Origin of the sequence: Pseudoalteromonas sp. GCY (genome assembly GCF_016695175.1) — a bacterium.
Classification (GTDB): domain Bacteria; phylum Pseudomonadota; class Gammaproteobacteria; order Enterobacterales; family Alteromonadaceae; genus Pseudoalteromonas.
Genome location: NZ_CP068022.1, coordinates 837594 through 864223, shown reverse-complemented (window position 1 = coordinate 864223; position 26630 = coordinate 837594). Strand labels below are relative to the sequence as shown.

The window sequence follows — 26630 nt, the reverse complement described above, 5'->3', positions numbered from 1 at the left end:
ACAATATGAGCACTCCACACATTAGCGCAAAGCCAGGTGATTTTGCAGAAACGGTATTAATGCCGGGCGATCCACTAAGAGCAAAATACATTGCAGAAAACTTTTTGGAAGATGCTCGTCAGGTAACTGACGTTCGCAACATGTTTGGTTTTACTGGTACTTACAATGGTAAGCCAGTTAGCATCATGGGTTCAGGCATGGGTATTCCATCTATGTCAATCTATGCTCGTGAGCTTATTGTTAGCTTTGGTGTTAAGAACCTGATCCGCATCGGTACATGTGGTGGTATTAGTCAAGACATCAAGATCCGCGATGTGATCTTTGCACAAGGCGCAAGCACAGACTCAAACGTGAATCGTGCTCGTGTACGTGGTTATGACTTCGCTGCAATTGCTGATTTTGGTTTATTAGAAAATGGCGTAAACGCTGCTCGCCGTTTAGGTATTGAAGCAAAAGTTGGTAATGTTTTCACTACAGATACTTTCTATCAAGCCGATGGTGAATTTTATAAAGAATTAGACAAGCTAGGCGTAATGGCTGTTGATATGGAAACAGCTGGTTTATACGGCGTAGCGGCTGAATATGGTGCAAAAGCGATGGCACTATTCACAGTAAGTGACCATGTTATTACTGGTGAAGCAACGCCACCAGAAGAGCGTCAAAGCACGTTCAATGAAATGGTTAAAATTGCACTAGAATCAATTTAATACAATTTAAAAAGTTCCTTGGTAACGTAATCGCAGAGTTTTGGAGACACGCCTAAAACAACGCGAATCACACCCAAAAAAGCCGCTTGAAGCGGCTTTTTTTTTGATCTTTGTCCATCCGAAATTCCCTCGACTAGTTTAAACTGAATAAAGGTGGTAGAGTTTTTCTAATAGTAAAGTACTGGTGTTGGGTGATGACGATTCTTGTTCTGGGCTTTTTAGCACTGATGGCGAATGTTGAAGTGGACTTAGATGCGTTCGAGTCTTTGGTCAAAAACGCGCCTGACGAAGCACTTAAGGTATACCAAAACGCGATTGCTCAACAGGGCCTTGCTATTACAGACTCATATCAACTTCACTATCTAGCGATTAGAGCAAGTGCAAATACATTCAATAACGCCATTTTTATTAAGGCGCTAGATAGTCTTAAAGCGCCACCCTTCAAGACTTTGGCGGACGAAGATAAGGCAAAAATTCTGACTAATATTGGTGTTGGCTATCGTCGCCGTAACCAGAATGAACAAGCTATCTGGCATTATCGATGTGCAATGAACGCTCCGGCTAGCTTCCAACATAAGTCTGCACTTAAAGTGAATATCGCGATTGCGTACACGCGCCTAGATCAACCCGCTATCGGTTACAATCTCTTAAAAAGCGTAGATAAAGAAATGTTACCAAGCTTTATGCAAGCGGGGCTGTTAACTGCGCTTGGCAATGCAACATTTGCAATGGGTGAAGCCGATGAGGCGCTGAGCTACTACGTTGATGCGGCGACCCATTATGCAAAAGATGAAAACTATAGGGCTGTGAAGCGAGTATTAATCAATAGTCTTGGGATATATGTACTCAACTCAGACTTCTCCAACTACCACAAGGCGCTTGCTGATATTACAGCGGAACCTTCCCTAATAGAAGATAATCAGCATTATCTTGGTTGGTTGCGAGAGCTGGTACAACAGCTAGAGCAAAACAAACAAGCCTTAACCGTGTCGACAACAATGAAAGCCTATTCGCTCGGCGCTGCGAATACAGGATATGCCTCCATGGTGAATGCGCATATCGACAAGTTTAATCTGTCGCTGCCGAAAGTCACTTCACAGATCATCGTCAGAGATCCGCTTCCTGTTGAATTGGGTAAAACTTGGTGCCCGAAACTTTGACAAAGCCAATTTTTTTGCCATGGTTATGTTATCGTTAAATAAATACGGCTTGTGAGTTTTGGAGAAATAATGTCGCAATGGGTAAAAGGAGAAATCGTCGAAATCACACACTGGACGCCAACATTATTTAGTATCAAATTTAAAGCAGACATCGCACCGTTTAAGGCTGGTCAATATACTAAATTGAGTTTGCAACAAGGGGATAAGCGCATTGCGCGAGCATATTCCTTTGTAAACCCACCATCAGAGTCAATTCATGAAGTCTTGTTAGTCGAAGTACCAGACGGTAACCTTTCTGTGCCTTTACATCAGCTACAAGTCGGTGATGAGCTCGATGTAACTTACCAAGCAAACGGTTTTTTTATACTAGATGAACTACCACCTTGCGATACGCTTTGGATGATAAGTACAGGTACAGCGATTGGCCCATTTTTGTCTATGCTCAGAGAAGCCGAAGTGTGGCAAAAGGTTAAACAGGTGATCCTTATTCATGGTGTGCGACTAAATGCAGATTTGTGTTACCGCGAACAGCTTGAACAATTGCAACAACAAAGAGACGACTTTACTTATGTGCCGCTCGTAACACGTGAACAACCTGAGCTCGGTTGCCAAGGGCGAGTCACTGAATTGATAAAAAACAAGCAATTATTAACTCACCTTGGCTATAAGCAGTTTCCGAATAATAGTCATTTTATGCTTTGTGGTAACCCCGAAATGGTAAAGGAGCTAAGTGCTCAGTTGCAGATTATGGGATATGAACGCCACAGACGGGCCAAGCCTGGGCAGATCACCGTTGAGCAATATTGGTAATCTTATGCGGGCTCGTGTTTTTTATGTCCTGTACTTGTTGCTTATGGTAGCCGTTTATACTGTTTCTGCAGAATCAAAGGTCATCAGAGTGGTGGATGCCGCAAAGGAAAATGGCACGCCGCAGAACCAGTACTTTTTGTCAGTCTTACGTTTAGCATTAGATAAATCACGCGAACGTTATGGCGAGTATTGGATAGAGCCGATTGATTTACCAATCAATCAGTCACGGCAATTTAAGGAATTGCTAAAGCACAATGTCGATGTGTTTTGGACGGTTTCTACCGCAGCTAGAGACACTCAAGCAAAGCCGGTGGCCATTCCCATCGCGTTTGGCAGCTTTGGTATAAGGGCACTGGCAATGAACGTGGCCGACAGCGGCAAGCTGAATGTGCATTTATCATTAGCTGAGCTACAAAAGTTCAACGTCGTCTTAGGGAAGGATTGGCCCGATGTTCATATTTTTGAAAAAGCGGGCTTTACGGTGGAGAAATATGGTGATGGGTTGTCAAGTTATCGAGTGCTTGCAAATAGTGCTGGTAAGATTTTTCCACGAGGTGTCATTGAGTTAGTACCTGAGCTTAAGGCGTTCGATAACAAGCAAGTGACTTATGGCGAGAAAAACCTGTTGCTCTACCCTTCAATGGTGTACTTCTATGTCCGCAAAGAGGATATTAAACTTCATAAACGTCTGGAGTATGGTTTAACACAAGCATTTGAAGACGGCTCTTTGGCTGCACTTTTCTATGACAGCACGATGATGGTTGAGCTGAAAAAAAACTTTAATTTGCAAGGGGCTGCAATCCATCAAATTGAAAATCCGTTAATTATCTCTAAGAAGCAGCTCGACGTGATTACGCAATTACAAATCGAGCTGCTAAAACAACTTAACTATTCACCAGCTCGTTAAAACTCTGGTTGTCTGCAAGGCTCGCAAACGCTGGCTCATGCTGTAACTCATTCTTTAAGTTAGGCGCATATTCCAAAGCCATACGGATGTCGGCCATCGCATCTGCATGCTTATATAGCATGGAGTAAGCACACGCGCGCTGCCAATAGGCATAACCATAGTCACTGTCAATTTCTAATGCTTGATTACACAAAGCAATTGCTGTGTTGGTTTGGCCAAGCTCTAATAAAGCATCGGCTTTGTAGGCAATCGCCTCGACATCTTCCGGTTTGCGATTTAGGATCTCATCGTAAATTTCAATTTTAGAGTTCATGTCACTCTCAAGATTTGCCCGCATCCACAGAGAGTGTACTTCATTCGTTATAGAGATTTTCTTCTGGTTATTGAGGATTTCCTCAGAACGTTCGCGTAATTTCTCTTCAATAACCTGAAGGCGCTTTTCATATTCGTCGGTGATCGTGCCAACGCGCAGACTAACGATATCTTCAACTTTACTCTTAATATCTCTAAAAGAAGTCCAACCAACGACAACTAAAATAGACGCAGCTGCTGTGATCAAAAAGAGCACATTATTGATGGTATCCGTGGTGTAGGTAATTGCGCGATCTGCAGTATCTAGCTGAGAGTGGCTGATTTTCTTCTCTATATCAGCTCTTAAGCGCATTTGATCTTCTCTGACTGCTCTTAATTCATCCAGAATGTAGCGCTCAATTAAGGGCCTATACATTGGCTCTTGTAATTGTGACAAAGCCTGTTGTTGTTGGTTTTCTGTTGGCTTTTTTTGCGTTGCTTGTTCATTCGCCATGCTCGTAAAACTACAAGCGACGAGAAGGATAAATAGTACTATGCTTTTCATATTGATGTTCTTGAAACTTTGTATTTTTAATATGGTGCATGAGTTAAGGTGGAATTGCAAAAAGCGGAGAAGAAATATTGGCTTATGTAATGAAATTAGCGATTTATAGCCTGATTATACTCTCTTTAACGAGTTTGAGTGCCTCTGCAAAAGATCTACTGGTGGTAACCGAAGAGTGGAAGCCGTACAACTTCACCAATGACAAAGGTGAGGTTGTTGGGAGAGCAACAAAAAAGGTAAGGGAAGTGCTCGCAGCTGCTGAAATTGACTACGAGATAAAAGTTTACCCTTGGGTACGGGCAATGAAAATTGCCAAAGAGCGACCAAATACAATGATTTACTCTATTTATCGTACCGCTGAGCGTGAAGCTGACTACGAATGGGCATGCCCTTTGATCCGCCCTGTGGGCGTGTATTTCTTCAAACTTAAAACGCGCAAGGATATTCAAGTTGCTTCATTGGAAGATGCCAAGCAATACACTTCTGCAGTAGTAAAAGGCAATATCTATTATGATTTTTTGATTCAACACGGGTTTACTCAAGGAACTCATTTGGTGGTCGCCGCCGACTCCAAAAGCTTTTACAAACTCTTTTTCAAAGGGCGGATAGATATTGTAATGTCAACGGAATACATCATGAGTGAGGAACTTAAAGCCGCTGGGCTTAACGATGATGAAGTTACACCGCTTTTAGAAGTGACGAAGGCAATTCAGCAGCGTGGATGTATGGCATTTAGCAAGGATACAGATCCGAAGCTCATAGACCGAATTAGGCGTGCACTGGTAAAGCATAATCAAGAATTTGTTGGACCATAATGGGCAATCCTCAGGGAAAGATTGCCCATAGTGTTAGGGCACTACTCAATATTAGTAGCTAAGCTCAATTTGACCAACTGCCACGCTGCCTTTATCCCACGTTGTTCTGCACTTGAGGTCCAAAACAGCGCCACTTTCGTAGTTATTATCTAAAGTGGTGGTATGGCTAACAAATTGCTCTTCTGCTACGTTTGGATCAGATATATCTGTCCAATAAAAAGCTTTACCAGTTTTAAACTTGAACCATTTATCGATACCGCCATCACTTACTTTACGTATTCTTGAAATCGAACAGAAGGCATTAGTACCAGTTAATCCTTTAGTTGTTCCATGAACGGTTAGCGTAAATTGGCCAATATTGGCATTTAGCGGCACGCTACAGTTGAAGTAACGATCAGTTCTTAAGTAGGCTGGATTGAAAATAAAGTAGCCATTTCCCGTGGCACCCGCTTGTTCGCTGTGTTTTTGTGTTAACGCCTCTAAGTTACCAACCGCATTTGCATGTTTAGTGAAAGCAGCAACCTCTAGTTTTGTGTCTAAAGCACAGTTATACCAATTTCACTTAATACATGTTCAATTTGAAGGAGTAAATCTGACGCTGACTATGTTAAAAATTTCTCATTTAGAACAAGTAAATAGCAAAATATTTTCCTTGTTATCGACAAGATTTTCTTGCTTCAAAATAGACCACTTAATTAAGCAGGTTGGTATTGGTTGGTCAAGTAGGTATGTTATCAATAAATTTAATTTTAGTAATAAAACTGTTTTTTATTTTTATAAGTTGTTGTGGTTTCCTTTCTGCGGTGATAGTGGTGTAAAGAAAGGAATATGGCGCTAAACAGTTGGAAAGTAATTGAAGCAGCTTAGAGTTAGACTGATGTGCAGAATAATAATATGCACCTCATACCCAACTTTAGTTAGTTGGAAAAGCTCGATGCTAGGATTAGCAACGCATCGAGCTTGATTTTATTTTTTTAGAATTTATAACTAACAGATAATTCAACTCTTCTAGGCGTTAAATAGTTTGAAGCATTCAAATAATTAGGGTTTGCCTCAGGAGCCGATGCAGAACCGATCTCACTTGTCTCTGTATACTCTGTAATTTCTTGAGAGTTAAATGCATTTTTAATATTTGCACGTAACGTTAGGTTTTCTGCCCACTCAGGTCTGTATGTCACACCTAAGTCAACAGTTTTAACCCAAGGTGTTCTTCCTTCGTTACCGCGACTACCTAGCTTACCTTGGCAAAAGAACGAAGATGCGCTATAGCTTGCGAGCCCACTATAATCAACACCTAGTTCGTCTTTGTATTGCTCCAATGGTAGATATCCATAGCAGCTTACAGGTCTACCAGACTGAACTAAAATATTTGCAGACACTGCAATTTCTTCTGTGACGTTATATCCACCAAACAGTTTTAATGTATGACGTCTGTCGTTCGGTAAATAACCATATGCCCCTTTTTGGAATAACGCATGATCTACGTCCTGCGTAGCTCCTGCATCATCCTGCTCTAGTGTTGAATTCACATAGCCTTCCGCGTTCCCTTTACTCTTCGCATAACTGTACGATCCCTTTAAATACCAATTGTCCTCAAATGCTCGTTCCCAGAAAAACTCTACTGCGGTATAGGTACGTTTATATTTATCTAGGTCAAAGTAGCTGGCAGGAATTGAAACTGCTTGATAGTTTCCATTGTTTTCAAGATCCATGGCAATTTCAACGTCATTACCTGGGTTCATCATCATGCAATTTGCCATGCTGCTGTAGTCGAAGTTATCGTAGCCATTATCGTTTGCATAGTTTATAAATGCTTGGTGACCACAGTAGTCATCCATACCATCTTTTATTTCACGATAAATAGCTTTAACGCCGACTGTCCAAATATCAAACTCTTGCTGATAGCCTAAGATGAATTCGTCTTGGTGCATTGGTTCAAGGTTAATAGCGGCAATAGAGCCGGGATGAGGAGGATTCTCATCACCGTTATATGATGTCTCACCTAATTTAGCACCTAACTTGGTCGGCGCACTTGTTGTTGGATCTTCATCAGCACTATCGACAAGGAAGTACTCTTCCGTGGAGAATTCTATACCAGAACCACGGATGTTAGTATTGGCTGAGATAGGGATGTAATAGCGTCCCGCCGTGGCAAATAGCTTTTTATCACCTTCACCGAATACGTCCCAAGAGAATCCCAGTCGAGGAGCATATTTAGTGTCACCTTTCACAAAGGATTCACCTTTTGAGTTAAAGTTTTCGAATCCTTCAGCACGAATGCCTAATCGAAGGATGATATCATCTGTAACTTGCCATTCATCAGTAAAATAAAACGCCGTATTCTCTACGAGATACTTGCCTGAAGCTTGGGTGAGAGTCCGGTGGCGAATATAATCTTGTCCTTCAGGCACCACGACACCTCTAACTTCACTTCCTGTGCCTCTATGCCAGCGCCAGTAATCACCACCAGAGTACTCTCGTCCCAGTTTGGTTGACTCAAATTCTTCTTTGTCATAACCAAAAGAGATACTGTGCGCGCCGATGTCGTAGCGTAATCCTAATCGAATCGAATCGCGAGTATCAGATTCTGTTTTTCCTTCGGGGTCGTAGCGATAATATTGATTTGAATCTTTACCCCAACAACCTATTCGTTGTGAAGATGTTGGAGTTTCGCGACGATCGTAAACTAATGGGCATTCGGCTCCAGGTCCTTCAAGCGGATTTCTCACATTAGAGTCAAACTCCATACGGCCAATAAGTGCATTTACAGTTAGATTATCAGTAATGTATCCCGTGTAGCTAAGGATATGAATATCGCCACTATCACTTATTGAATATGGATCTGCTGGTGTGCCATGCTTACCTGTGTAATATTCGTCTTCAGGGTTGGTGTATGGATGAATCGTGTACTCATCATCATTAAGAATATAGGTATATTCTAGTACCTGACTGTCAGTAATATTCCAATCTAACTTAAACAAACCTAGAGGCGACTCATCGGTATTACGTGTACTTCTGTCGACATTAAAATCATTCCATTCATCGTCGTGCCATTGGTACATTGCGAAGAAAAATAGTTTGTCTTCAATGATAGGGCCAGAACCGTAAACGTTATATTTCAAGTAATCGTAAGTATTGTCAGAATTGTAGACATGGTACTTTTCGCTTGGAGATGGGTCGGTTTGCTTGCTCAAGTTATCGGTACGTTCTTCACGTAGGCCTTTTGGTGTCCAATATGCTGAACCTCCAAATTCCCAATCGTTGGACCCTCGTTTTGTTACTATATTAACTACGCCGCCGAGTGAACGGCCATACTCAGCCCCATAACCACCAGTTTTAACTTGTTGTTGTGATACACCATCGTAGGGAAGGTTGGCAAAAGAAGTGAATTTTCGAATATTTGTAACATCGAAGCCATTAATATAATAGCCATTTTCAGCAACTGAGGCACCACCAAATGATGCTAGGTTGCCAAAGCCTGAGTCACCTTTAGTCGTACCTGGAGCAAGTAATGCAACACTCGTTAAGTCTTTTGTAATTGGTAATCGATCTATATCTTCCGCTGTAAATACAGTTGCTGACTCCACTGAAGTCAAATCCAGAGGAGAAACTCGGGAACCGACTACACTGAGGACTTCAACTTTGTCTGTAAAATCGATAGATCGCGTGCCACCGACAGTTACAACGATATCGAAGCTTTGTTCACCATTAGAGACCGTATAATTACCTGTAGGTAATTGTCTAAAGTGAAACTTCTCATTCGTCGATACTGAAAAAGTTCTTGATAGGCCTGTATCTGTATTTTTGATTGTTACAACAGAGCCTTGGCTGGCAATGCCCGATATTGAACCTGTCGAGTTATCGGCGAACGCAGGGTTTATTGATGATAGCGCAAGAACTACGGCTAATGTTACTAAGTTTATTTTCATTATTATTCCTTAACATATTTGCATAGATGCACTTATTTTGTAACAAGGTTTGTATAACATTACAAATGTAAAATTAAAAAATTTATTATAAGTATAAGAAACATTAAGTTAGGTATTTTTTTTGGGAGTGTTGTTAACTTTTGTTGTTTTTTGTCTCATTTTTTTTACTTTTATCCAAAAAGATAAGTTATTTTTGAAATTCAAATGAGGTTTTTGGGTGTTTTATGAATTATTTATCTATTGGAAGTGTACGAAAAGCTTGTTGCATAATCGATTGGTTAGATTAAAGCTTTGCAGCTTGCTGCACCACAATCGCGTGGCGCTTTGCTAGTCTTTGGTGATCTTTATCGTATCCGCCACCAATCACGGTTGCGACAGGGACACCATGCTTTTGACATAATGTCAGCACCAATGCATCTCGTTTCGCAATGCCAAGCCATGAGATATCCAATTTACCTAAGTTATCACCTTGCCAAACATCGACACCAGCGTCGTACAGCACAATATCTGGATTTAGATCAATCAATAATGACTCAAGCGTATGTGCGACAATTTCTAGGTAGTGTGTGTCACTGATCCCTATTTCTAAGCCAATATCTAAATCGCTAGCATGTTTACGAAAGGGGAAGTTTTTCTCGCAGTGGATTGAGCAGGTATAAACATACGGGTTGTGCTTTAGCATAGCGGCGGTACCGTCGCCTTGATGAACATCCAAATCAAAAATTAAGGCATTGGTGATCTGATTGTTGTCGAGCAAATGCGTAGCTGTAAAGGCAAGATCATTCACCATACAAAAACCAGAGCCAAAATCATAGTGTGCGTGGTGCGTGCCACCGGCTAAATGGCATGCAATACCATGTTTAAGCGCAAGTTCTGCAGTTTTTAGCGTTCCAAGAGGCGCAGTAAAAGTACGCGCCATAAGCTGCTCTGACCAAGGTAGACCTATACGGCGCATCAATTTAGCGTCGAGTTGATTACGCCATAAGTCCCAAATATATTGCTCGCAGTGCACGCTTTCAAGTGGCGATGGGTTGCCTGACTCTGGGCTATAAACATTGTTGTGAATTAGCCCTAGTGCATCTACTTCTTGGTAAAGACGCGCAAATTTACTCATCACAAAGCGGTGCTTTGGGTCAAAATTGAATGAGTAATTAGAGTGATAAACTAGTGGTAAATTTGGGTTGTTCAAAAACGGCTCCGGAAATGGCGATATGGCAGTGTAGCAATATCAATCCCCGAAGCCGAGCGCTTTAGCTTTCAGTGTTGCTTGGGTTCTGTCTCGTACTTGTAGTTTTGCAAGCAGGCAAGAAACTGAGTTACGGATCGTACCTTCCGCTTTATATAACGTATTGGCGATTTCCTTATTGGAATATCCTTTCGCGATTAGTTTTAAAATATCCTTTTCTCGTGTGGTGAGCTTATCTAAAGTGGGGTCAGGTTTTAGTAAGGTCTCAGCCAGTTCTTCTTGGATGATGAGTTCACCTTGATGGACTTGTCGAACGGCATCAATTAACTCTTCTAAGTCCACGTCCTTAAGAAGACAGCCTTTAGCACCAAGCTCTAGGGCTAATTTTAGCTTTGCAGTATCGTTGAAGGTAGTGAGGATAATGACTTTAAACTTGATTGCCAAAGGCAAAAGCTCGGTGAGCACATCGACACCATCTAGCTCAGGCATTCGCATATCTAAAAGTACAATGTCAGCTGTAATTTGGTTTAATTGAACCTGTTGGATGAACTCACTGCCGCTGCCACAACTTCCAGAACAAATAATGTCACCACTTAGCGAAAGAAGTGCTTGCATACCCTGGCGCACAAGCGCCTGATCATCGACTAGGTAAACTGATATTTTAGCCATTTGTCGTCCCAAAATGGATAGTTAATGTTACGCCTTGATGAGTTGACACATCAAGACTGCCGCCGAGTTCTTGGATCCGTTCCTGCATACCAGCCAGACCATTTCCAAATCGAATACTATTTAAGGTAATGCCGTTGTCACTTATTCGTACTTTTAACCCTTGTTGACAATACACTCGTACTTGCATTTTATCCGCCTTGGCGTGCTTCAAGGTATTGGTGATGGCCTCTTGGCAGCATTTTAAAATGCAATTGGCATAACTTAATTTCTCGAGTAACGGGTGATGTTCATAGTCGAGTTCAATGTTAAGACGAGGGATAGATTCAGTAAGCCTCAGCAATGCATCATGGAGATCGATATGCTCGTTGCTACGCTTGTCGCTGACTAAATCGCGAATACATTTTAGGGTGTCTTTAGCTTGCAAATAGCAGCTATCTAATAGCTCGGTTAATGGTGCAGCCGCAGTTCGTCTTGCGACATCTAAATTTACAATCAGACTGGTTATTTGATGTCCAACATCGTCATGTAATTCTCGTGCTAACTGAAGGCGTTCTTGTTTAGCAATACTTTGGCTTAGCAGGGACTGCGTTGCAGATAGCTGACTGTGGGCAAGTTGTAGCGCTTCTTTGGCTTCTTGTTCTTTTTGCATTCTTTTACACACCACGTACGCAAATAACTGAAAACAAGCAAATAACACAGCGTTGAGATATTCAAAGCCATGTCCCCAAAAAAAGTATTGCGACGCAACATATAAGCAGGAGGTAACTAGGATATACCCAAGCGCAAAACTTAAAGGAACATAAAAAGCAAGGATCCCAACGAGTTTTACGTTGTAAATAAGATGAATTGCGGCGGGGGAAGTAAGGTTAATTGACTGGATCAAAAGCGCCAATACAAACAGCATTGAATATCTAGCCTTGTAACCATAGTATTTTTCGGATTCATTGATACATAAAAGTACGAGGATCAAAACACCGATATGCTGTACCCAAGGCAGCCATTGTGCTTTCTGCTGAGCATAAACCAAACTTGGTATTGCAACGGCTAACCAAGTGAAAATGGTTGTTACCAACCAAGCCGTCGGATAGCGAAAAAACGCCGACATCTACTTACTCCGCTAAAAACCTGCTCTGCAGGTATTATTCCTTTATTCTCTTGCGAACCTATCCTAGCAGATATTTGTGACTCTGTGATGATGACGAATGTCATAAGTTTTACATTGTAAATCAAAGTGCAATAACGGTTTTTCACCCTTGATGGTGCATTGATTTGTGACGCCACTATTCCTGTTCTATCTTTATGTAACAATCTTTTCATAATTAGGGATACTCAGAATGAAAAGTGTTAAGGCAAAACTTATTTCTGCGGTAACAGCGGGTTTAGTGGTAATGCTCATCGGTGCGATGATTACTGTTTTGGTGATGAAACGCGTCGCGGAGCAGTATGACAGCATGATAGACAATGAATTGGCTGCCCGTGAGCAAATAAATATAGTGCTCGATGATTTCAAAACCCAAGTACAAGAGTGGAAAAATGTACTCATTAGAGGAAGAGATCCTGCCCAGCTAAATAAATATTGGTCAAGATTTGAAACCAAAGAAGCTGAGGTACAAAAGCAACTCAGTTCAATTGTTTCAGCCTATGTGTTACCAACTACCCTAGAAAATAAGTTGCGTGAATATCAAAAAGAACACCTCACCTTAGGACAAAAATATCGTGAAGCGGTGGAGCTATTCAAAAGTTCAGGCTTTGATATTAACCTTGCTGATGCTTCAGTGAGTGGAATAGACCGCCAAGCAAGTGTTTACTTACTTGAAATTAATGAGCAAATTAACGCGTTAGTAGACACGAGAACGAGTGAAATTGTCGCGACAAAAAACCAACTTATCTTTTTCAGTACTCTAGGACTCATCATTGTTGCGCTTGTGACTTTAGGATTACTGACTTGGTATATGCAGCATTTAATCACTCGTCCAATCCGCCGCGCATCTGATGTGGCCAAGGCAATTGCGAGTGGTCGATTAGACAACAAAGTTGTTGTACACAGTAACGATGAAATAGGTAACTTACTGGCAAATTTACGGCAAATGCAAACTAGCTTACTTGATGCGACTCAAAAACTAGAACTACAAGCAAGAGAAAACTTACGGATCCGTTATGCGCTAAATAACGTGGCCGCACCTGTGCTTTTGTGTGATGACAGTAATCAAGTGATCTATGTGAACGCGCAGTGTGATTCTTTATTTGATGGATACCGCATCGCGTTAAGCGTGCCGGCTGAAGTCGTTAATCATCCAATTCCCGAAGCGTTACTTCACAGCTCTAAAGCACTGCAGCAGGCTGCCGGTCAATTAGTACGCCAGTTAGAGTGGGAGTGGCGTGTGGGTGACATAATCATCGAGGCAACCGCTAACCCGGTTTCCGATCAAAATGGTAGGGTGCTAGGTACGGTATTTGAATTTAAGGATTTAAGTCAGACAAGACGTGCAGAGCAACAGGTTGAACAGCTCATTAAGTCAGCTTCCGATGGCAAACTAAGTGAACGTCTAAACCTTGAGGGATACGTTGGCTCCATGAAATTAATAGCCAGCGGACTTAACAAACTACTTGATGCTGTTGAGCAACCCATTAGCCAAACAAAACAATATCTAACTTCGCTTTCAAAAGGAGAAATTCCCGAGCAGATTAGCGGTGAGTTTAAGGGCGAATTTGCGCAAATACATAAGGCCTTACAACGCGCCACCTCATCACTATCGTTACTTATTGAGGATACTTACAGTTTAGTTGCCGCCGCAGGAGAAGGGGAGCTCTCTACTCGCGCGGATGAAGCCAAACATCAGGGTGAATTTCGGAAAATCATTCGTGGTGTTAATGAAACGCTTGATGCGGTCTCTAAACCCGTAGCCCTTACTAGTGGGTATCTAGAAAGTATCGCAAAAGGAGAATTACCCGCCTTAACGAATGATGGTTATAAAGGAGAGTTTAATAGCATCTATCAAAGCCTTTTTGCTTGTGTTGGTGCGATAAAGTTGATGCTAACCGATGCCGAGAAGCTTGCTGATGCGGCCAGCGAAGGAGACTTGCATCATAGAGCAGACGCTAGCAATCACCATGGCGCATACGCCTGCATAATTACAGCCATGAATGAAACGCTGGACTCGATAGAAGCGCCGCTTAAGGAGTGCATGAATGTGATGGATGGGCTGTCTCAAGGCAATTTAACTCGCCAAGTTGAAAAAAGCTATGCGGGTGATTTTGCGCTGCTGAAACAATCGGTGAATACCAGTGTTGGCAACTTAGCCAATATGATGCAAAAGCTGCTGGCCATGGCGGAATCCATCACGGTTTCGGTACAGCAGATCACCACAGGCATCGAAGAGTTAAGTGAACGTTCCTCTTCTCAAGCCGCATCTATTGAAGAAACACGAGTATCAGTCGGTGAAATCACCGAAACCGTGCACTCAAACGCCAGTAATGCGCAATCGGCTAATCAGTTGGCTATAGAAGTTAACCAGCAAGCACAGCAAGGTGGAAAGGTAGTTGAGTCAACGATTGAGGCAATGACCGAAATTAGTAAGAGTGCCAAAGAAATACTTACCGTCATTGAGGTTATTGATTCTATTGCGTTTCAAACTAACTTATTAGCGCTGAACGCCTCTGTTGAAGCTGCAAGAGCCGGAGAAAAAGGAAAAGGTTTTGCGGTCGTCGCCTCAGAAGTGAGAAATTTAGCGCTGCGCAGTGCAAGCGCCTCAAAAGACATTTCTGAGTTGCTGGGAAGCAGTAACATCAAAGTGAAGCAAGGGTCTAAGTTGGCGTCAGAATCCGGTGAGACGTTAAAAACCATCGTGGAAAGTGTGTATGGACTTGCATCGCAAGTGCAGACGATTGCTGAAGCTTGCAATACGCAATCAAGTGGTATTGAGCAAATTAATCTAGCGATTAAACAAATTGATGGTATCACGCAACAAAACAATACCTTGGTAGAGATGACGAATGCATCGGGGCTGTCATTGTTGAGTAAAGCCAATGAATTGCGAGAGATGGTTGAGCAGTTTGATATCGGCAAGACTAAAGCGGAATTGATGAAAGTGGTGAGCTAAAGATCAGCAAAATCTAGCACATACGGTTGCTAACTTTATTGTTTTTAGGAACATCACGTGACATGATTGGATAAACTTGGTGGCTTTTTAGCTGCTAACAATGTTTAGGGATAAGGCATAAACCATGGTTACACCAATCATCATTATACTGTTACTTTGCAGCCCGTTATTACTCGGTATTATCTATTCAAAGGTAAGAGGCGTACAGGTAGAGACAACAACGCTTGCCTGTTGGGGTCTCGGTATCGCATTCATGTTCTTTTTTATTGGCCATATCGTAAAAGCACAGGGAATGGTAGAAATGTTACCTAGTTGGGTGCCGTATAGGCTTCCTTTGGTGTACTTCACTGGTGTCATCGAACTCGCAGTAGCGATTCTGTTATTTATACCTAAATATCAGTTGCCTACAGCAAAAGCGGCTATTGCCGTTTTTATCCTGTTTTTTCCTGCAAATGTGTATGCAGCGCTCAACAGCGTTGGCTTGGGGGGACATCAGTGGGGACCAGTTTATTTGCTAATTAGAGCACCACTGCAAATCATATTGATTGCTTGGGCATATTTTATGTGTGTAAAACCGCTATCAATACCAGTGGCTGAAATTAAATAAAGCTCAGCTCAAGCAGAACACATAAACAGAAAGGGGGGTGAGATTGACCCGCTTCCCTTTCTGCATTTCGCGACTAGACTATTGGTCGTTTGCTTTTTCATTCTCTAAGCAAGGTTTACCAGCCAAATGATCAGCCAAAATTTGTGCTATTTTGTCTGTTAGCCAGCTCGGACCTTCGTCAGTCATGTCGTTGTGTTTTGCGCTCGCTATCGTGACAACACAATCCTGATATTTGTGCTTTTCAGTACGACTTGGCAACACCCCTTTGTCTGCTGGAAAGTCACTTGCTCGTATCGACAATACCTTTACATCAAGGCTTCTCGGTAATGGCACTCTGCGATGATCTAGCGTAATGATTTGGTTTACAAATTTAGCACCGTGATTGATTAACCATGCTGAAATGTCGCCGCCATTAGAATGGCCAATTAAGAGGATATGCTCAAAGTCAAAGGTGGTGAACTTCGGCTTAAAGTAATCGTGAATAAACACCAGCGTATCAGCGCCCCGTTGCCAGTTTTCTGCGCGTGTTTCGTATAAGTTTCCCTCGACGGAAAGAGGAGGATCAGTTGCAAGCTCATGGCCTACAGTAATAACCAAATATCCAGCTCGGTTTAGCGTCTTGACCAAAAATTGATAGTCAGTATGTGAGACACCATAGCCGGCGCTTAGCAGTGCAACAGGACAAGGTGCCGCTTCTGAACAGTGATTGATGTCGGTTGGCAAATGAGTTTCTACTGGAATTGCTCTATCACGAGCGGAGTCAATCACGGTTTCAGCGGCCAAGGCGAATGGCAGACATAGCAATAATAAAAATGAACGTAACATATTTATCCTAAAAAATAGTGGCGCTCAGCAAAAGCCAAAAGCGCCACAACTGGTTGGAGTCTTTTACAAGTTATTCAAAAATTGGTTAACTGAAGCTAGCTCTCTTTGCTTTTGCATGATGCAGGTATTTGTTGCCAATTCCAGTTGCTTAAGTGATTTACTTAGGCCTTCTATCTCGTTTTGCATTGGTCCAAAAAACTGCTGCGCCTGTTTTAGTGCATCTGCGTCACAGTACGAAAATAGGTAAAAAGGTAGCTGTGGCTTGGCAAAAGGAGGAAAACGTTCCTTTACGCGCTCAAAGTGCTTATAAAACCACTTTTGATAAAGCGCTTTTCGCTCATCGCCTTTACCATTCCCGCTTAATATGTAATTAAAGTCGGAGGCAGTTACATGCTCGCTTAGGGCATAATCTAGTACTTGTTGTTGCAATTCTTGAGGACCAAAATAACCCATGGCAAGCAATAGATTAGTACGTTGAGTTGGGTTATTAGTAGTTTCAAATACTTTTTTGTACGACTTCAACAGCTCAGCATCACCGTAGTAAGCGGCAATTTGCAGGAAACTTCTTGCCAAGTAGGGGTCAACTTTATCAGGTGACGTTAAATATAAACTCGCTTGTTTTTTTGCATGCGTAATAATGGTTTGATGCTTTGTCTCGAAAGCCAGTGCTCTAACCAATGCTGCACGTATTTCCGATGTGGCAGCTGGTTCATTTGCATTTGCCTCAAGTCCATATCGAGAAAACGCAGGCTCAACATAAGTCGTAAAAAGTTTCTTCCAAAGTAACTTATTTGAATCGTCTTCATACTGTTTATGTTGTGATAGTAATTGAGTGAGAGCGGCCTTTGCTACCTTGGGATGAGTGTCGTTAATAAACTCACTGAGTGTTAACATCAACGCATTGGCGTTTATTTTTCCAGACTCCATCAGCGCGTCAACATTGCTTAGTAAGTCTAATCTCTCCCGCTCGTTTAGCTTGTTTGGGGCATGTGATATTAGGCTTGCGAGTTGAGACTCAGAAAGATCCCAGCGGTAATAACCTGTCGCATTGTCGTTTGGTAAGATCCACTCAGGCTCAAAGTCTAATTTAATCTGTTGTGTCTTAGCGTCTAGAAGTATTGTCTTAGTGGCCGTTTTGTCACCTTTACCATAGCGCAACGTGATGGGTATATGCCAAGTTTGTGCTGCCGCTTCTTGCCCTTTTATTACAAAACGTTGTTGGGATACGATGGCATTCTGACCATCTAACTTAATCGTCAAAAGTGGAAATGAAGCTTGTGATACAAATGAGTTTAGCACTGTAGCAACATCTTTATTAGACACTTTACCCAGCTCATTCCAAAGATCTTTAGCTTCTGCATTTTTATAAGCAAATTTACGGATATAATTGCGCATGCCTTGCTTGAATACCGCTTCCCCAAGCCACTGCTCAACCATGTAAAGTACCGCGCTACCTTTGCTGTACGCAAGTCCCAAGCCATCTGTTACATCAGACTCTGTAATAACCGGTTTGCGGATCGGTGAGGTAGTTGCTTGAGCGTCATAGGGCATGGCACTGTGTTGAGATAAGGATAAATTGGTCTCTAGCTCAGGAAACAACTGTAATGTGATCTTTGCAGCCATCCAAGTGGCAAATGCTTCGTTTAACCACAGATCATTCCACCATTTCATCGTAACTAAATTACCATACCATTGGTGTGCGAGCTCATGAGCAATAACGTTCACATGCGAAGTTTGGGCTTGTCTTGTCGACGTTGGCGGATCGATAAGTAATATATCTTCTCGGTAAGTCACAAGGCCTGCATTCTCCATTGCTCCGAACGGAAATTCAGGGACTGCGACTTGGTCTAGTTTTTTATAGACATAGGGTAAGTCAAAATAGTCTTCAAGTGCTTTGAGTATCTTTGGCGTGTTTTCGATGGAATAAGCGGCAAGATTTGATTTCTTTTGTGGGGTAATAATGTTACCTGGAACCGACATCCCTTTAACATCAAGTACTTCGAATGGACCAACGGACAAGGCAACTAAATAAGAAGGAAGAGGCGGTGTCTTGTCGAAGTAGTGGGTGGTCATGCCATTTGACTTTTTGGTCTCTAAAACAAGCGTGTTGGCGAATACTTTTTGATCGTCAGGGGCGGTAATAGTGAGTTGGAATGGAATTTTATACTCAGGTTCATCAAACGTTGGTATTGCTCTTCTTGCATCACTCATCTGAAACTGAGTAAATAAGTAAGGCACGCCATTGTCTATGGTTTTATAGAGACCGACGCTATTGCGATTGTAAGGAGCGGTATAGTCAATAGTAAGCGTGTAGCGACCCGGTTGCAGTGTTTTTTCACAACTCAATCTCACTTTACCGGTTTCGAGCATTTTATCTCTGAGCTCACACGACGCTTTTCCGACTAACTCAGCAGTGTTGATTGCATAGTCTAATCCGTTGAGCTCAATAAACTGAGTGGCTTTGAGCACCTCAAGTTTTATAGTCGTGTGTCCTGAAAAACGCTCCTTAGACGGATCTAAGTTAAATGTGACAGCTTGTTCTATCGGTTTAGCTACGGTGGCTAAACGATGAAGTTCAGCATTAGATTGGGCATCAACAGAAGCGCTAGTAGCTAGTAAAATAGCACTGCATATCAGAGATTTAGATAGCATAAAAATCCTTTATCCATATTTGTTATTGTTGTAATCAATGTGCCGTATGTTGTCACTAGGTGTAAACAAAACATAATGAGCGCAGTGTTCCGTTTATTTTAACAAAACTTGTTGCAAAATAGTGAGGGTAAAGGTTTACTATCCGGTTGATATTTAAAATATTAAGTAATATCAATAAATTGTAGCGGTGGGTTAGTCGACTTTTTGTGTAACAAAAATTGTAACAGGCTCCACCGTACTTAATTAACCTGAGGTTTGGATAAGGAATGTTCCAACTCATTGTTGCTAAAGCACAACTTAGTTTTTTCCTTGTCTAGCCAGAGAGTTTTAGGGAAAACACCGCTTCCGCGTCCTGCTCTCGCTAAGGTACCTACATCCTGTAGGCAAGGCGAATTTACGCACCAATAGCTGGCTATTGGAAGTGAATTCAACGCAGTTAGCGCTAAAACTGGCTGCTAGAAAGGCATTAATTATCCGCAGCTCAGGTTAATTATGTTCCCACATATTGAAACTACTTATGTTTCACTGTGTGTTCTAACTTCAGATAGGCCCCGATTATATTTAACCAGTGTAATAACCGTGACTTTGGCTTTGGTTTGCAATAATTCATTGTTGCTCCTGTCGTAGTCGTGAGTAACCTGAGTTCAGGTTAAGTAATTTATGACTGTATCTTGGGTCAAAATATGGCAGGATACCAACGATAGTTAATTACAATTAATATAAGTTGAGCTTATGGATAAGAGGTTAAGGCACTTAAGTGCACTACGCTGTTTTGAGAGTGCAGCTCGGCTCCAAAGTTACACTCAAGCTGCACTCGAATTGAACATTACGCAAGCGGCAGTAAGTCAACAAATGCGGCAACTGGAAAATGCACTTGCAGTTAAGCTTTTTGTAAGAAAAGGCCGTAATATGCACTTGACTGAAGCCGGTGAAGTGTTGCTAATGTCTACTCAAAGTGCGTTTAAGCGCATTATTGGGGGATTAAATCAAATTCAAACACAAGAATTGGCTGGTAGCTTAACTATCACGTCAACCCAGTCTTTTTGCTCATTATGGCTAATGCCTAACTTATGTTCGTTTTACGAGTCTCATGACGACATCCAAATTCGTGTGCTTGGCTCGAATCGCTTTGAAGACATTCGTTTAAACCATATTGATATTGCGATCCGATTTTCTACCAAGCGAGAGTTAGCGTGCCCAGCCGGACTTGAGCAGTTATATCTTGGGGAAGATAGCAACTACCCTGTTTGTTCACCAAGCTACAAAGAAGCGCTGCAAATTAAGTCTCCGAGTGATTTAGCAAGATGCAACCTTATCCATCACGACGATGACAAAGTAAGCTGGGAGCAGTGGTTTGAGACTCAAGGGATATGCGGTTCAAGTATTTGTGCCAAAGGCCCACACACTCGAGTCTCTTCTAATGACATGGCATTGAGTGCAGCGCTTAAAGGCCAAGGTGTGGCAATCGTCTCCAAAGAGCTATTTTTAGACTTTCAACAAGCTGGACTTATTGTGCAGCTTTTTGATATCCCTCACCCTGTGGTATGGCAACGCTATGTGTTATTTGATCCCTATTCACCAAAAAGAGCTCGGATCCAAGTATTTATTGATTGGCTTATTAACCACTTGCCATAAGGCCTAGTTATGGCTCATTAATTGAGCCTCTTTCGTATTATTTCATGAATGTGGAAGTAAATGTGAACTTGAAATAAATATTAAACTAAAATTTAACATTTTCGAATTAGACTCCGTTCCCGCAAGGAAAACTAGCAAGGATGCCAACATTCAAATACCGAGGAAACGATGAAAACTTATACTCTCACGCCAGTCGTGTTGATGCTCATGAGCAGCGTCACCAATGCAGAACCTGAAGTTCACTACGAGTCTTGTAAATCCACTTTTAACTATCTAGCCGCTCAGTATCAAGGGACGACGGATAAAAATAATTCAGGTTCGCAGTGGTGCTATTTAAAACAAAGCATCGAAGGCGCAACATGGGGTCATGTCAGAACAGAAACCATCCCGGAATTCAAAACTATAACCGGAAAAGCGTGTAAAACGCCATCGGAGTATCAGGGTGAAAAATTTTATGGCTGTACAACCCGAAATCACACCGCACCTTGGTGCTATGTTGAAGAAGGCGGCTGGGAAGAATGCCAGCCAGAAGCGCCGCCAGCGCTTTTAGCTCACACTCAACCCCTACAAAGTAAGCGATTAGATAGAGTTGCACTTGGCTCATGTTTCAAAACCAAAGGAGATATGCCTGAAGCGCTCGCTAAACTAATTGGTCAACAACCGGATCTATTTCTTTGGTTAGGAGACAATATCTACGCAGATACCACCGATATGGCAGTGATGCGCCAGAAGTACGATGATAAAAAGAACAATAGTGAATATCGCAAGTTTTTAGAGGCAAAGATCCCGGTGATGGCGACTTGGGATGACCATGATTTTGGTTGGAACAATGAAGGCAAACATTATCCACAGAGAGTAAACGCACAGAAAGAATACTTGCGTCACTTTGATGTTGATAAGGCTGACCCAAGACTAAACGGTCAAGCTGGTATTTACGAAGCAAAAATGCTGGGTGGCTCGGGCGAAACCACACATGTGATCACATTGGATGCCCGTTACTTCCGTTCTCCAACTTTTTCAAGTTACGGTACGTGTGAAGGTGAAAGTAGCACCATATTGGGAGAGGCGCAGTGGCAATGGCTTGAGCAAGAGTTACAAAAACCTTCAGAAATCAAGCTCATTGCAAGCGGCATTCAAGTACTGCCTCCACTGCATCAAGGCAGAAGTAAAACTAACTACTGTGCTTATGGAGACGGCAAAACATTTAATGCTGCCATCGCGTCATTAGAAGAAACAAATATGTCTGGTACTAGTTATGAGTCTTGGGCTGAAATGCCAGCACAAAGAGAGCGTTTGCTTAGGTTAGTACAGAAATCAGTGAACGAAGGTAAGACTAAAGCCGTTGTATTTTTGTCTGGCGATCAACATTGGGGAGAGCTTTTGCAAAAGACTATTCCCGCAAGCAGCACATATGGTCAAGCAGTTAACGTCTACGAAGTGACGGCATCTGGGTTTGGTCAAAACTGGCCTTATCATATCGAAAACCCATTAAGGTTACCGATTTACGCAGATGACAAAGGGGATGGCAATTTTGCCAAAGTATGTCAGTTACCGTTCAAATATGCAGGTGTAACCTACCAAGGTTGTATCACGCGAGACAACGATAAGCCTTGGTGTTATACCCAAGTGGATGATAACCAAAACGGCATCGAAGGTGAGTGGGGCAACTGTGCGCCAGCAGGTGCCAGTATTCCAACCGGACGAGTTGGTGCGATAAGCAAAGACATCGCAAAGTTGACAACATCTAACCGCCATTTGATTAATAAATCGGGAAGTAACTACGGCTTGATAGATATAGATTGGCAAAATCGTGAACTGAAAATGTCTATTGAAACGGCAAACGAGGAAGCGGTTTCAACTATTATCAAGTTTTGATGTTTCGTTATTAGCTGAGCTTAGTGCTCAGCTGATAAGATAGTAACTCTTTGTAAACTATCGAAATAAAATGTATATTGCGTGCAATCTAGGAAGAAAGCAGGTAAACTGCACTTCGGATAGTACCTCAGGCAAATTAAAAGGACATTAATTTGAAATTTGTTATTTCACTTTTACCCGCACTTTTTTTGACTAAGTTAGTTTTTTATCTTACTGATTTTGAATATTTTTTATTCGAAGAACCCTTTGACTTCGGTAAATTGCTTATTGATATCAGCGTTTTTGGATTCTTTTATTTTATCGCTATTTTAGCTTACGAATACTTCTTTGGTGAAAAGTTAGAGCTCAAGCGCCAAGTCTCGAGCAAAAGAACGAAAGGTTCAACGTAAGTCTATTGAGAACTCGAAGGCTTTTTATAAGACTCTAGCAAGCGAAACACCAAAACCCGACCGCGCTTAATACAATTGCGATTTCATATCGTTGACATGCGCTTGAGATCCCTATTGCCCCGGTTAACCAAATACCTGCAGCGGTTGCTGCGCCATGTGTGGAGTTATCATTTTTCACAATTGAGCCGCCACCAATAAAGCCAATTCCAGTAATGACACCGTACATTACTCTTGCTTGCGCTTCATGTGATTCAAAGACGTCCATACTTGTTAAAATAAAAGCACAACAGGAAATAGCGACTAATGGGAATGTTCTTAGCCCCGCGCTATCAGAGCGACTTTCTCTATTAATAGCCAAAGGTAGAGTGGGTAACCTGGTCTCGGAATAACAACTTGTTCTCTAGCAGTTGTTTTTCCTTACTACTGCGTTAAATTTGTTTGCAATAGGCTGGCTATTGACGCACAAATTTGCCTTGGATTAAGAAAAAACACCAAGCTAGAGTGGGAAGATGTTTTTTGAACTTATCGCTTTTAATAAGTTAACTAACTTCTTATCCCAAGCTCAGGTTAACTAAAAACGCAAAAATAATTTGGTAAAAGTGATACCAAATGAGTGCTAAATCAAGATTAATCCAATCTGGCATTTTTTATCTCCTATACTGTTAGTGGGTTAATGCAAAAGGCATTCTTTTGAGTTGGCATAACCTATGCACCATGTAAGCGTCTATAACTTTTAGGAGAGAACAATGGATTTATTGAGGATCATCATTGCAATCCTGCTTCCACCACTCGGCGTGTTCTTGCAAGTCGGTCTTGGCGGGGCTTTTTGGTTAAATATTTTGCTGACATTGTTGGGTTATATACCAGGAATTGTGCATGCAGTGTGGGTGATCGCCCGTCGGTAAAAAGCGGACAACAAGTAACAATAACACGGTAATCTTTGCAGGGGATTATCCTGCAAAGATATCCAGCACGATTGGCATTACTGAAAGCACAAGTAATGCAGCCATCACAAAATTAAACCATCCAAGGCTTTGCTCATTTTTTTAATACATGTTGCAGCGACTAACCAAACACCAACCAGATCCCAACACAAGGAAATGACACCAATAGAAAGACAATGGTGATCATCAAGTTTTGACTCATAAAGTCTGCACCAGTGGAGGTATAAGTTGAAATAGTACCTATTGCCACAATCCATGCTTTTGCGTTTACCCACAGGCATTTTGTTATCTGCAGTTTAGCCTTTGTTTGGTCGTGACAATTGGATTTCATATTTCACGATTGGGTTTGTGTGTAAAATAGGTGATTAGTCGAGGTGTTGTTTTTGGTTTTGTTATAAGATAACATATTTAAAGTTATGGTATAACATAAATAAAAATAGGATCTCTCTCATGGTATTAAAAGGTAAACTTTTGGCAGTTGCCATTTCCGCAATTCTTCTTTCTGCATGTGGTGGTACTGAACACACAATCGTAAAAGTAGACCCGCCAGCACAAGATAACGGCAATGATGACGATGGTCATGATGATCACGATCATGGAGATACGATCGCAGACGCAAATGGTCGTCTGTTAGTCACTAGCGCAGAAAGTAACGTTGTGAATGTGTACTCAACGGCGGATAAATCACTTATCGACTCGATTGGCGTTACCCACTATCCAAAATATGTATATAGCTCTGAAAATCACCGCTTTGCTGTCTTGGTACAACGTGACCAAGGTTTAGTGGAGTTTATTGATGGCGGTTTGTATGAAGAGGAGCATGGCGATCATCACCATACTCATGAAGAAGCGCCTGCACTTGCTTCGTTCCATTTAGAATCAGTGAAGCCAACACACGTTACGGTGGGTGAGTCTGGTATTGCTGTATTCTCTGATGGCGACAAAGACAGCCAACAAAATGCTAGTGCCGCGATGTTTAGTGAAGCGCATATTAGCGGCGAGCAAAGCGAAGTCGCTGTATTACATTACGACACTTACATGCACGGTGCGGCGCAAGCTCGAGGTGAATTTTTAATTAGCACGATCAGAGACCCTCAAACCGAAACTTCTCTACCCTCGCAAATTGGTTTATATCATGCGCATGGTGACCATTTTCATCAAGAGCAAGTATTTAACGTAAGTTGTCCAGCACTTCACGGCAGCGCTCAAAATGAAGAAGCAGTGGCATTTGGTTGCGGTGACGGTGTTGCGCTTATCACTCAGCAAGGCGAAAGCTTTAGTGCAGTAAAACTAGCTAATCCAGATTACTTTGCTGACGGGCAGCGAATTGGCACCCTTAAAGGCCACCATGGTGCAGAGCAGTTTATCGCATCAGCAGGTAATGATGTGCTGATGGTTGACCCAGAGCACGGCCATATCGAGAAGCTTGAATGGCAAGTAAGTGATAACTATCGCATTGCTAGTTTTGGATTTAGCTTTGCGGGTGAGCATGTTGTGGTGATGGATACCGCAGGTAAACTCAGCATTTTTGCCGGTCATGAGCATGATGGCGAGCACCATTTTGAAGCTGCAGGTGAAGTACAAGTAAGTGATGCTGATTTAACTACGATGCCAGAAGGTCATGGCTTCCAAATTACATTCTCTCATTCAGAGCAAGCGGTATATGTGAGCGATCCAATTGCAAAACAAATTAAAAAGTTTGATTTAGAAGAAGCCAAACTGGTAGACACGTTTGAGCTAGATTACGTGCCAGAAAAACTAGTATGGCTTGGTATTGCAGCTGAGGAGTCTCACGACCATTAATACTTAGCTTACTCATGTAGTCCCTGACAATTTTTAACACTGTAGATAGTGGCTTTGCCACCTTAGTTAAGCTAAGGTGGCTTTTTTTAAGGAAAAAATATGAAAATTAGAGCAGCCACTATCAACGACTTAACTAACCTTAGGTTTGGATAAGGAATGTTCCAACTCATTGTTGCTAAAGCACAACTTAGTTTTTTCCTTGTCTAGCCAGAGAGTTTTAGGGAAAACAAGGCGAATTTACGCACCAATAGCTGGCTATTGGAAGTGAATTCAACGCAGTTAGCGCTAAAACTGGCTGCTAGAAAGGCATTAATTATCCGCAGCTCAGGTTAACTACACTTCTAGACTTAGAACAGCAAGTGGTTGAAGCAGAGCGTCCGTATAACGCAGCAATCAAATCGCAAGACGCCAAATACTATGATCTTGAGAAATTACTCACTTGTTCGAATACGTTAGTGGTTGTTGGTGAAGTGTCAGAGCAAATAGTCGCAACAGGATATGTGCAGATAAGGGCGTCTAAACAGCAGCTACAGCACACGCAGCATGGTTATCTTGGGTTTATGTATGTAACACCGGAGCATCGTGGTAAAGGTTTAAATCAAGAGATCATGGAGCACTTAATCGCTTGGTGTAAAACCCAAAACGTCAACGACTTTTACCTTGATGTATACAGTAGTAACGCCGCAGCAATTCGCGCTTATGAAAAAGCGGGATTTACACCTTGCCTGCTGGAAATGAAGCTACACCTCTAGATTAACCAA

At 42.0% G+C, this 26630-nt stretch carries 23 protein-coding genes; 13 read left to right on the top strand and 10 right to left on the bottom strand.

The window, feature by feature from the left end:
* Window positions 1-5: 5 nt before the first annotated feature.
* The 4 genes from deoD (at window position 6) to JJQ94_RS03375 (ending at window position 3584) form a co-directional block, all read left to right on the top strand.
* On the top strand, window positions 6-707 hold the full coding sequence (gene deoD, locus JJQ94_RS03390; protein ID WP_010369942.1) for a purine-nucleoside phosphorylase: 702 nt from the start codon (window positions 6-8) through the stop codon (window positions 705-707).
* Window positions 708-901: 194 nt separating this feature from the next.
* Window positions 902-1867: a hypothetical protein gene (locus tag JJQ94_RS03385; RefSeq protein ID WP_099031541.1), complete on the top strand. Its 966-nt coding sequence runs from the start codon at window positions 902-904 to the stop codon at window positions 1865-1867.
* Between the two features lie 69 nt (window positions 1868-1936).
* Window positions 1937-2677: a ferredoxin--NADP reductase gene (locus JJQ94_RS03380; protein ID WP_099031542.1), complete on the top strand. Its 741-nt coding sequence runs from the start codon at window positions 1937-1939 to the stop codon at window positions 2675-2677.
* A 4-nt stretch (window positions 2678-2681) separates the two neighbouring features.
* Window positions 2682-3584 carry a hypothetical protein gene (locus tag JJQ94_RS03375; RefSeq protein WP_172439975.1) on the top strand — a complete coding sequence of 301 codons (903 nt, stop codon included), beginning with the start codon at window positions 2682-2684 and terminating at the stop codon, window positions 3582-3584.
* Here JJQ94_RS03375 and JJQ94_RS03370 read toward each other — a convergent pair.
* The gene (locus JJQ94_RS03370; protein WP_442960325.1) at window positions 3562-4389 is read right to left on the bottom strand and encodes a TPR end-of-group domain-containing protein; all 828 of its coding nucleotides are present in this window, start codon (window positions 4387-4389) and stop codon (window positions 3562-3564) included. The two genes, JJQ94_RS03375 and JJQ94_RS03370, sit on opposite strands and share 23 nt — an antisense overlap.
* Window positions 4390-4529: 140 nt before the next feature.
* On the opposite strand from JJQ94_RS03370, the gene JJQ94_RS03365 reads away from it, so the two are divergent.
* Complete coding sequence (locus JJQ94_RS03365; protein WP_099031545.1) at window positions 4530-5255, top strand: substrate-binding periplasmic protein; 726 nt, start codon at window positions 4530-4532, stop codon at window positions 5253-5255.
* Window positions 5256-5306: 51 nt separating this feature from the next.
* Here JJQ94_RS03365 and JJQ94_RS03360 read toward each other — a convergent pair whose 3' ends face one another.
* From JJQ94_RS03360 to JJQ94_RS03340, 5 genes are all read right to left on the bottom strand, one after another.
* Window positions 5307-5630: a hypothetical protein gene (locus JJQ94_RS03360; RefSeq protein WP_236596429.1), complete on the bottom strand. Its 324-nt coding sequence runs from the start codon at window positions 5628-5630 to the stop codon at window positions 5307-5309.
* 599 nt (window positions 5631-6229) lie between these two features.
* On the bottom strand, window positions 6230-9184 hold the full coding sequence (locus JJQ94_RS03355; protein WP_099031546.1) for a TonB-dependent receptor: 2955 nt from the start codon (window positions 9182-9184) through the stop codon (window positions 6230-6232).
* A gap of 283 nt (window positions 9185-9467) precedes the next feature.
* A complete protein-coding gene (locus JJQ94_RS03350) occupies window positions 9468-10373 on the bottom strand; it encodes a histone deacetylase family protein (RefSeq protein WP_099031547.1) in 906 nt (301 codons plus the stop codon).
* 39 nt (window positions 10374-10412) lie between these two features.
* Entirely contained in the window at window positions 10413-11039 is a 627-nt protein-coding gene (locus JJQ94_RS03345) for a response regulator (protein ID WP_099031548.1), read from the bottom strand.
* A complete protein-coding gene (locus JJQ94_RS03340; protein ID WP_099031549.1) occupies window positions 11032-12144 on the bottom strand; it encodes a sensor histidine kinase in 1113 nt (370 codons plus the stop codon). The genes JJQ94_RS03345 and JJQ94_RS03340 overlap by 8 nt, the downstream gene beginning before the upstream one ends.
* 229 nt (window positions 12145-12373) lie before the next feature.
* Here JJQ94_RS03340 and JJQ94_RS03335 point away from each other — a divergent pair, with 229 nt between their 5' ends.
* The gene (locus tag JJQ94_RS03335) at window positions 12374-15139 is read left to right on the top strand and encodes a methyl-accepting chemotaxis protein (RefSeq protein ID WP_099031550.1); all 2766 of its coding nucleotides are present in this window, start codon (window positions 12374-12376) and stop codon (window positions 15137-15139) included.
* 124 nt (window positions 15140-15263) lie between these two features.
* Complete coding sequence (locus tag JJQ94_RS03330) at window positions 15264-15746, top strand: DoxX family protein (RefSeq protein WP_099031551.1); 483 nt, start codon at window positions 15264-15266, stop codon at window positions 15744-15746.
* Between the two features lie 78 nt (window positions 15747-15824).
* On the opposite strand, the gene JJQ94_RS03325 is transcribed toward JJQ94_RS03330, so the two are convergent.
* Together JJQ94_RS03325 and JJQ94_RS03320 are read right to left on the bottom strand one after the other, a co-directional pair.
* Window positions 15825-16571 (bottom strand): alpha/beta hydrolase, encoded by a 747-nt coding sequence (locus tag JJQ94_RS03325; protein WP_099031552.1) that lies wholly within the window; start codon window positions 16569-16571, stop codon window positions 15825-15827.
* Window positions 16572-16634: 63 nt separating this feature from the next.
* Window positions 16635-19223, bottom strand: coding sequence for a M1 family metallopeptidase (locus JJQ94_RS03320; protein ID WP_099031553.1), 2589 nt, complete (start codon window positions 19221-19223; stop codon window positions 16635-16637).
* A 732-nt stretch (window positions 19224-19955) separates the two neighbouring features.
* Between JJQ94_RS03320 and JJQ94_RS03315 the strand changes: the two genes are divergently transcribed.
* From JJQ94_RS03315 to JJQ94_RS03305, 3 genes are all read left to right on the top strand, one after another.
* On the top strand, window positions 19956-20858 hold the full coding sequence (locus JJQ94_RS03315) for a LysR substrate-binding domain-containing protein (protein ID WP_099031554.1): 903 nt from the start codon (window positions 19956-19958) through the stop codon (window positions 20856-20858).
* A 168-nt stretch (window positions 20859-21026) separates the two neighbouring features.
* Window positions 21027-22733, top strand: coding sequence for an alkaline phosphatase D family protein (locus JJQ94_RS03310; RefSeq protein WP_099031555.1), 1707 nt, complete (start codon window positions 21027-21029; stop codon window positions 22731-22733).
* A gap of 152 nt (window positions 22734-22885) precedes the next feature.
* A complete protein-coding gene (locus JJQ94_RS03305; RefSeq protein WP_099031556.1) occupies window positions 22886-23122 on the top strand; it encodes a hypothetical protein in 237 nt (78 codons plus the stop codon).
* A gap of 34 nt (window positions 23123-23156) precedes the next feature.
* Here the strand turns inward: JJQ94_RS03305 and JJQ94_RS03300 are convergent, their stop codons facing one another.
* Window positions 23157-23480: an MgtC/SapB family protein gene (locus JJQ94_RS03300; RefSeq protein WP_236596428.1), complete on the bottom strand. Its 324-nt coding sequence runs from the start codon at window positions 23478-23480 to the stop codon at window positions 23157-23159.
* A gap of 388 nt (window positions 23481-23868) precedes the next feature.
* On the opposite strand from JJQ94_RS03300, the gene JJQ94_RS03290 reads away from it, so the two are divergent.
* Complete coding sequence (locus JJQ94_RS03290; protein ID WP_010369885.1) at window positions 23869-24027, top strand: YqaE/Pmp3 family membrane protein; 159 nt, start codon at window positions 23869-23871, stop codon at window positions 24025-24027.
* 160 nt (window positions 24028-24187) lie between these two features.
* Here the strand turns inward: JJQ94_RS03290 and JJQ94_RS24095 are convergent, their stop codons facing one another.
* Window positions 24188-24397 carry a hypothetical protein gene (locus JJQ94_RS24095; RefSeq protein ID WP_236596427.1) on the bottom strand — a complete coding sequence of 70 codons (210 nt, stop codon included), beginning with the start codon at window positions 24395-24397 and terminating at the stop codon, window positions 24188-24190.
* Between the two features lie 119 nt (window positions 24398-24516).
* On the opposite strand from JJQ94_RS24095, the gene JJQ94_RS03280 reads away from it, so the two are divergent.
* Window positions 24517-25869 (top strand): hypothetical protein, encoded by a 1353-nt coding sequence (locus JJQ94_RS03280; RefSeq protein WP_099031557.1) that lies wholly within the window; start codon window positions 24517-24519, stop codon window positions 25867-25869.
* A gap of 359 nt (window positions 25870-26228) precedes the next feature.
* Window positions 26229-26621 (top strand): GNAT family N-acetyltransferase, encoded by a 393-nt coding sequence (locus JJQ94_RS03275; protein ID WP_236596426.1) that lies wholly within the window; start codon window positions 26229-26231, stop codon window positions 26619-26621.
* Window positions 26622-26630: the final 9 nt, after the last annotated feature.

Coding starts and splice junctions, on each gene's coding strand:
- deoD (WP_010369942.1), top strand. CDS start 6: ATGAGCACTCCACACATTAGCGCAAAGCCAGGTGATTTTGCAGAAACG.
- JJQ94_RS03385 (WP_099031541.1), top strand. CDS start 902: ATGACGATTCTTGTTCTGGGCTTTTTAGCACTGATGGCGAATGTTGAA.
- JJQ94_RS03380 (WP_099031542.1), top strand. CDS start 1,937: ATGTCGCAATGGGTAAAAGGAGAAATCGTCGAAATCACACACTGGACG.
- JJQ94_RS03375 (WP_172439975.1), top strand. CDS start 2,682: ATGCGGGCTCGTGTTTTTTATGTCCTGTACTTGTTGCTTATGGTAGCC.
- JJQ94_RS03370 (WP_442960325.1), bottom strand. CDS start 4,389: ATGGCGAATGAACAAGCAACGCAAAAAAAGCCAACAGAAAACCAACAA.
- JJQ94_RS03365 (WP_099031545.1), top strand. CDS start 4,530: ATGAAATTAGCGATTTATAGCCTGATTATACTCTCTTTAACGAGTTTG.
- JJQ94_RS03355 (WP_099031546.1), bottom strand. CDS start 9,184: ATGAAAATAAACTTAGTAACATTAGCCGTAGTTCTTGCGCTATCATCA.
- JJQ94_RS03345 (WP_099031548.1), bottom strand. CDS start 11,039: ATGGCTAAAATATCAGTTTACCTAGTCGATGATCAGGCGCTTGTGCGC.
- JJQ94_RS03340 (WP_099031549.1), bottom strand. CDS start 12,144: ATGTCGGCGTTTTTTCGCTATCCGACGGCTTGGTTGGTAACAACCATT.
- JJQ94_RS03335 (WP_099031550.1), top strand. CDS start 12,374: ATGAAAAGTGTTAAGGCAAAACTTATTTCTGCGGTAACAGCGGGTTTA.
- JJQ94_RS03330 (WP_099031551.1), top strand. CDS start 15,264: ATGGTTACACCAATCATCATTATACTGTTACTTTGCAGCCCGTTATTA.
- JJQ94_RS03325 (WP_099031552.1), bottom strand. CDS start 16,571: ATGTTACGTTCATTTTTATTATTGCTATGTCTGCCATTCGCCTTGGCC.
- JJQ94_RS03320 (WP_099031553.1), bottom strand. CDS start 19,223: ATGCTATCTAAATCTCTGATATGCAGTGCTATTTTACTAGCTACTAGC.
- JJQ94_RS03315 (WP_099031554.1), top strand. CDS start 19,956: ATGGATAAGAGGTTAAGGCACTTAAGTGCACTACGCTGTTTTGAGAGT.
- JJQ94_RS03310 (WP_099031555.1), top strand. CDS start 21,027: ATGAAAACTTATACTCTCACGCCAGTCGTGTTGATGCTCATGAGCAGC.
- JJQ94_RS03290 (WP_010369885.1), top strand. CDS start 23,869: ATGGATTTATTGAGGATCATCATTGCAATCCTGCTTCCACCACTCGGC.
- JJQ94_RS24095 (WP_236596427.1), bottom strand. CDS start 24,397: ATGAAATCCAATTGTCACGACCAAACAAAGGCTAAACTGCAGATAACA.
- JJQ94_RS03280 (WP_099031557.1), top strand. CDS start 24,517: ATGGTATTAAAAGGTAAACTTTTGGCAGTTGCCATTTCCGCAATTCTT.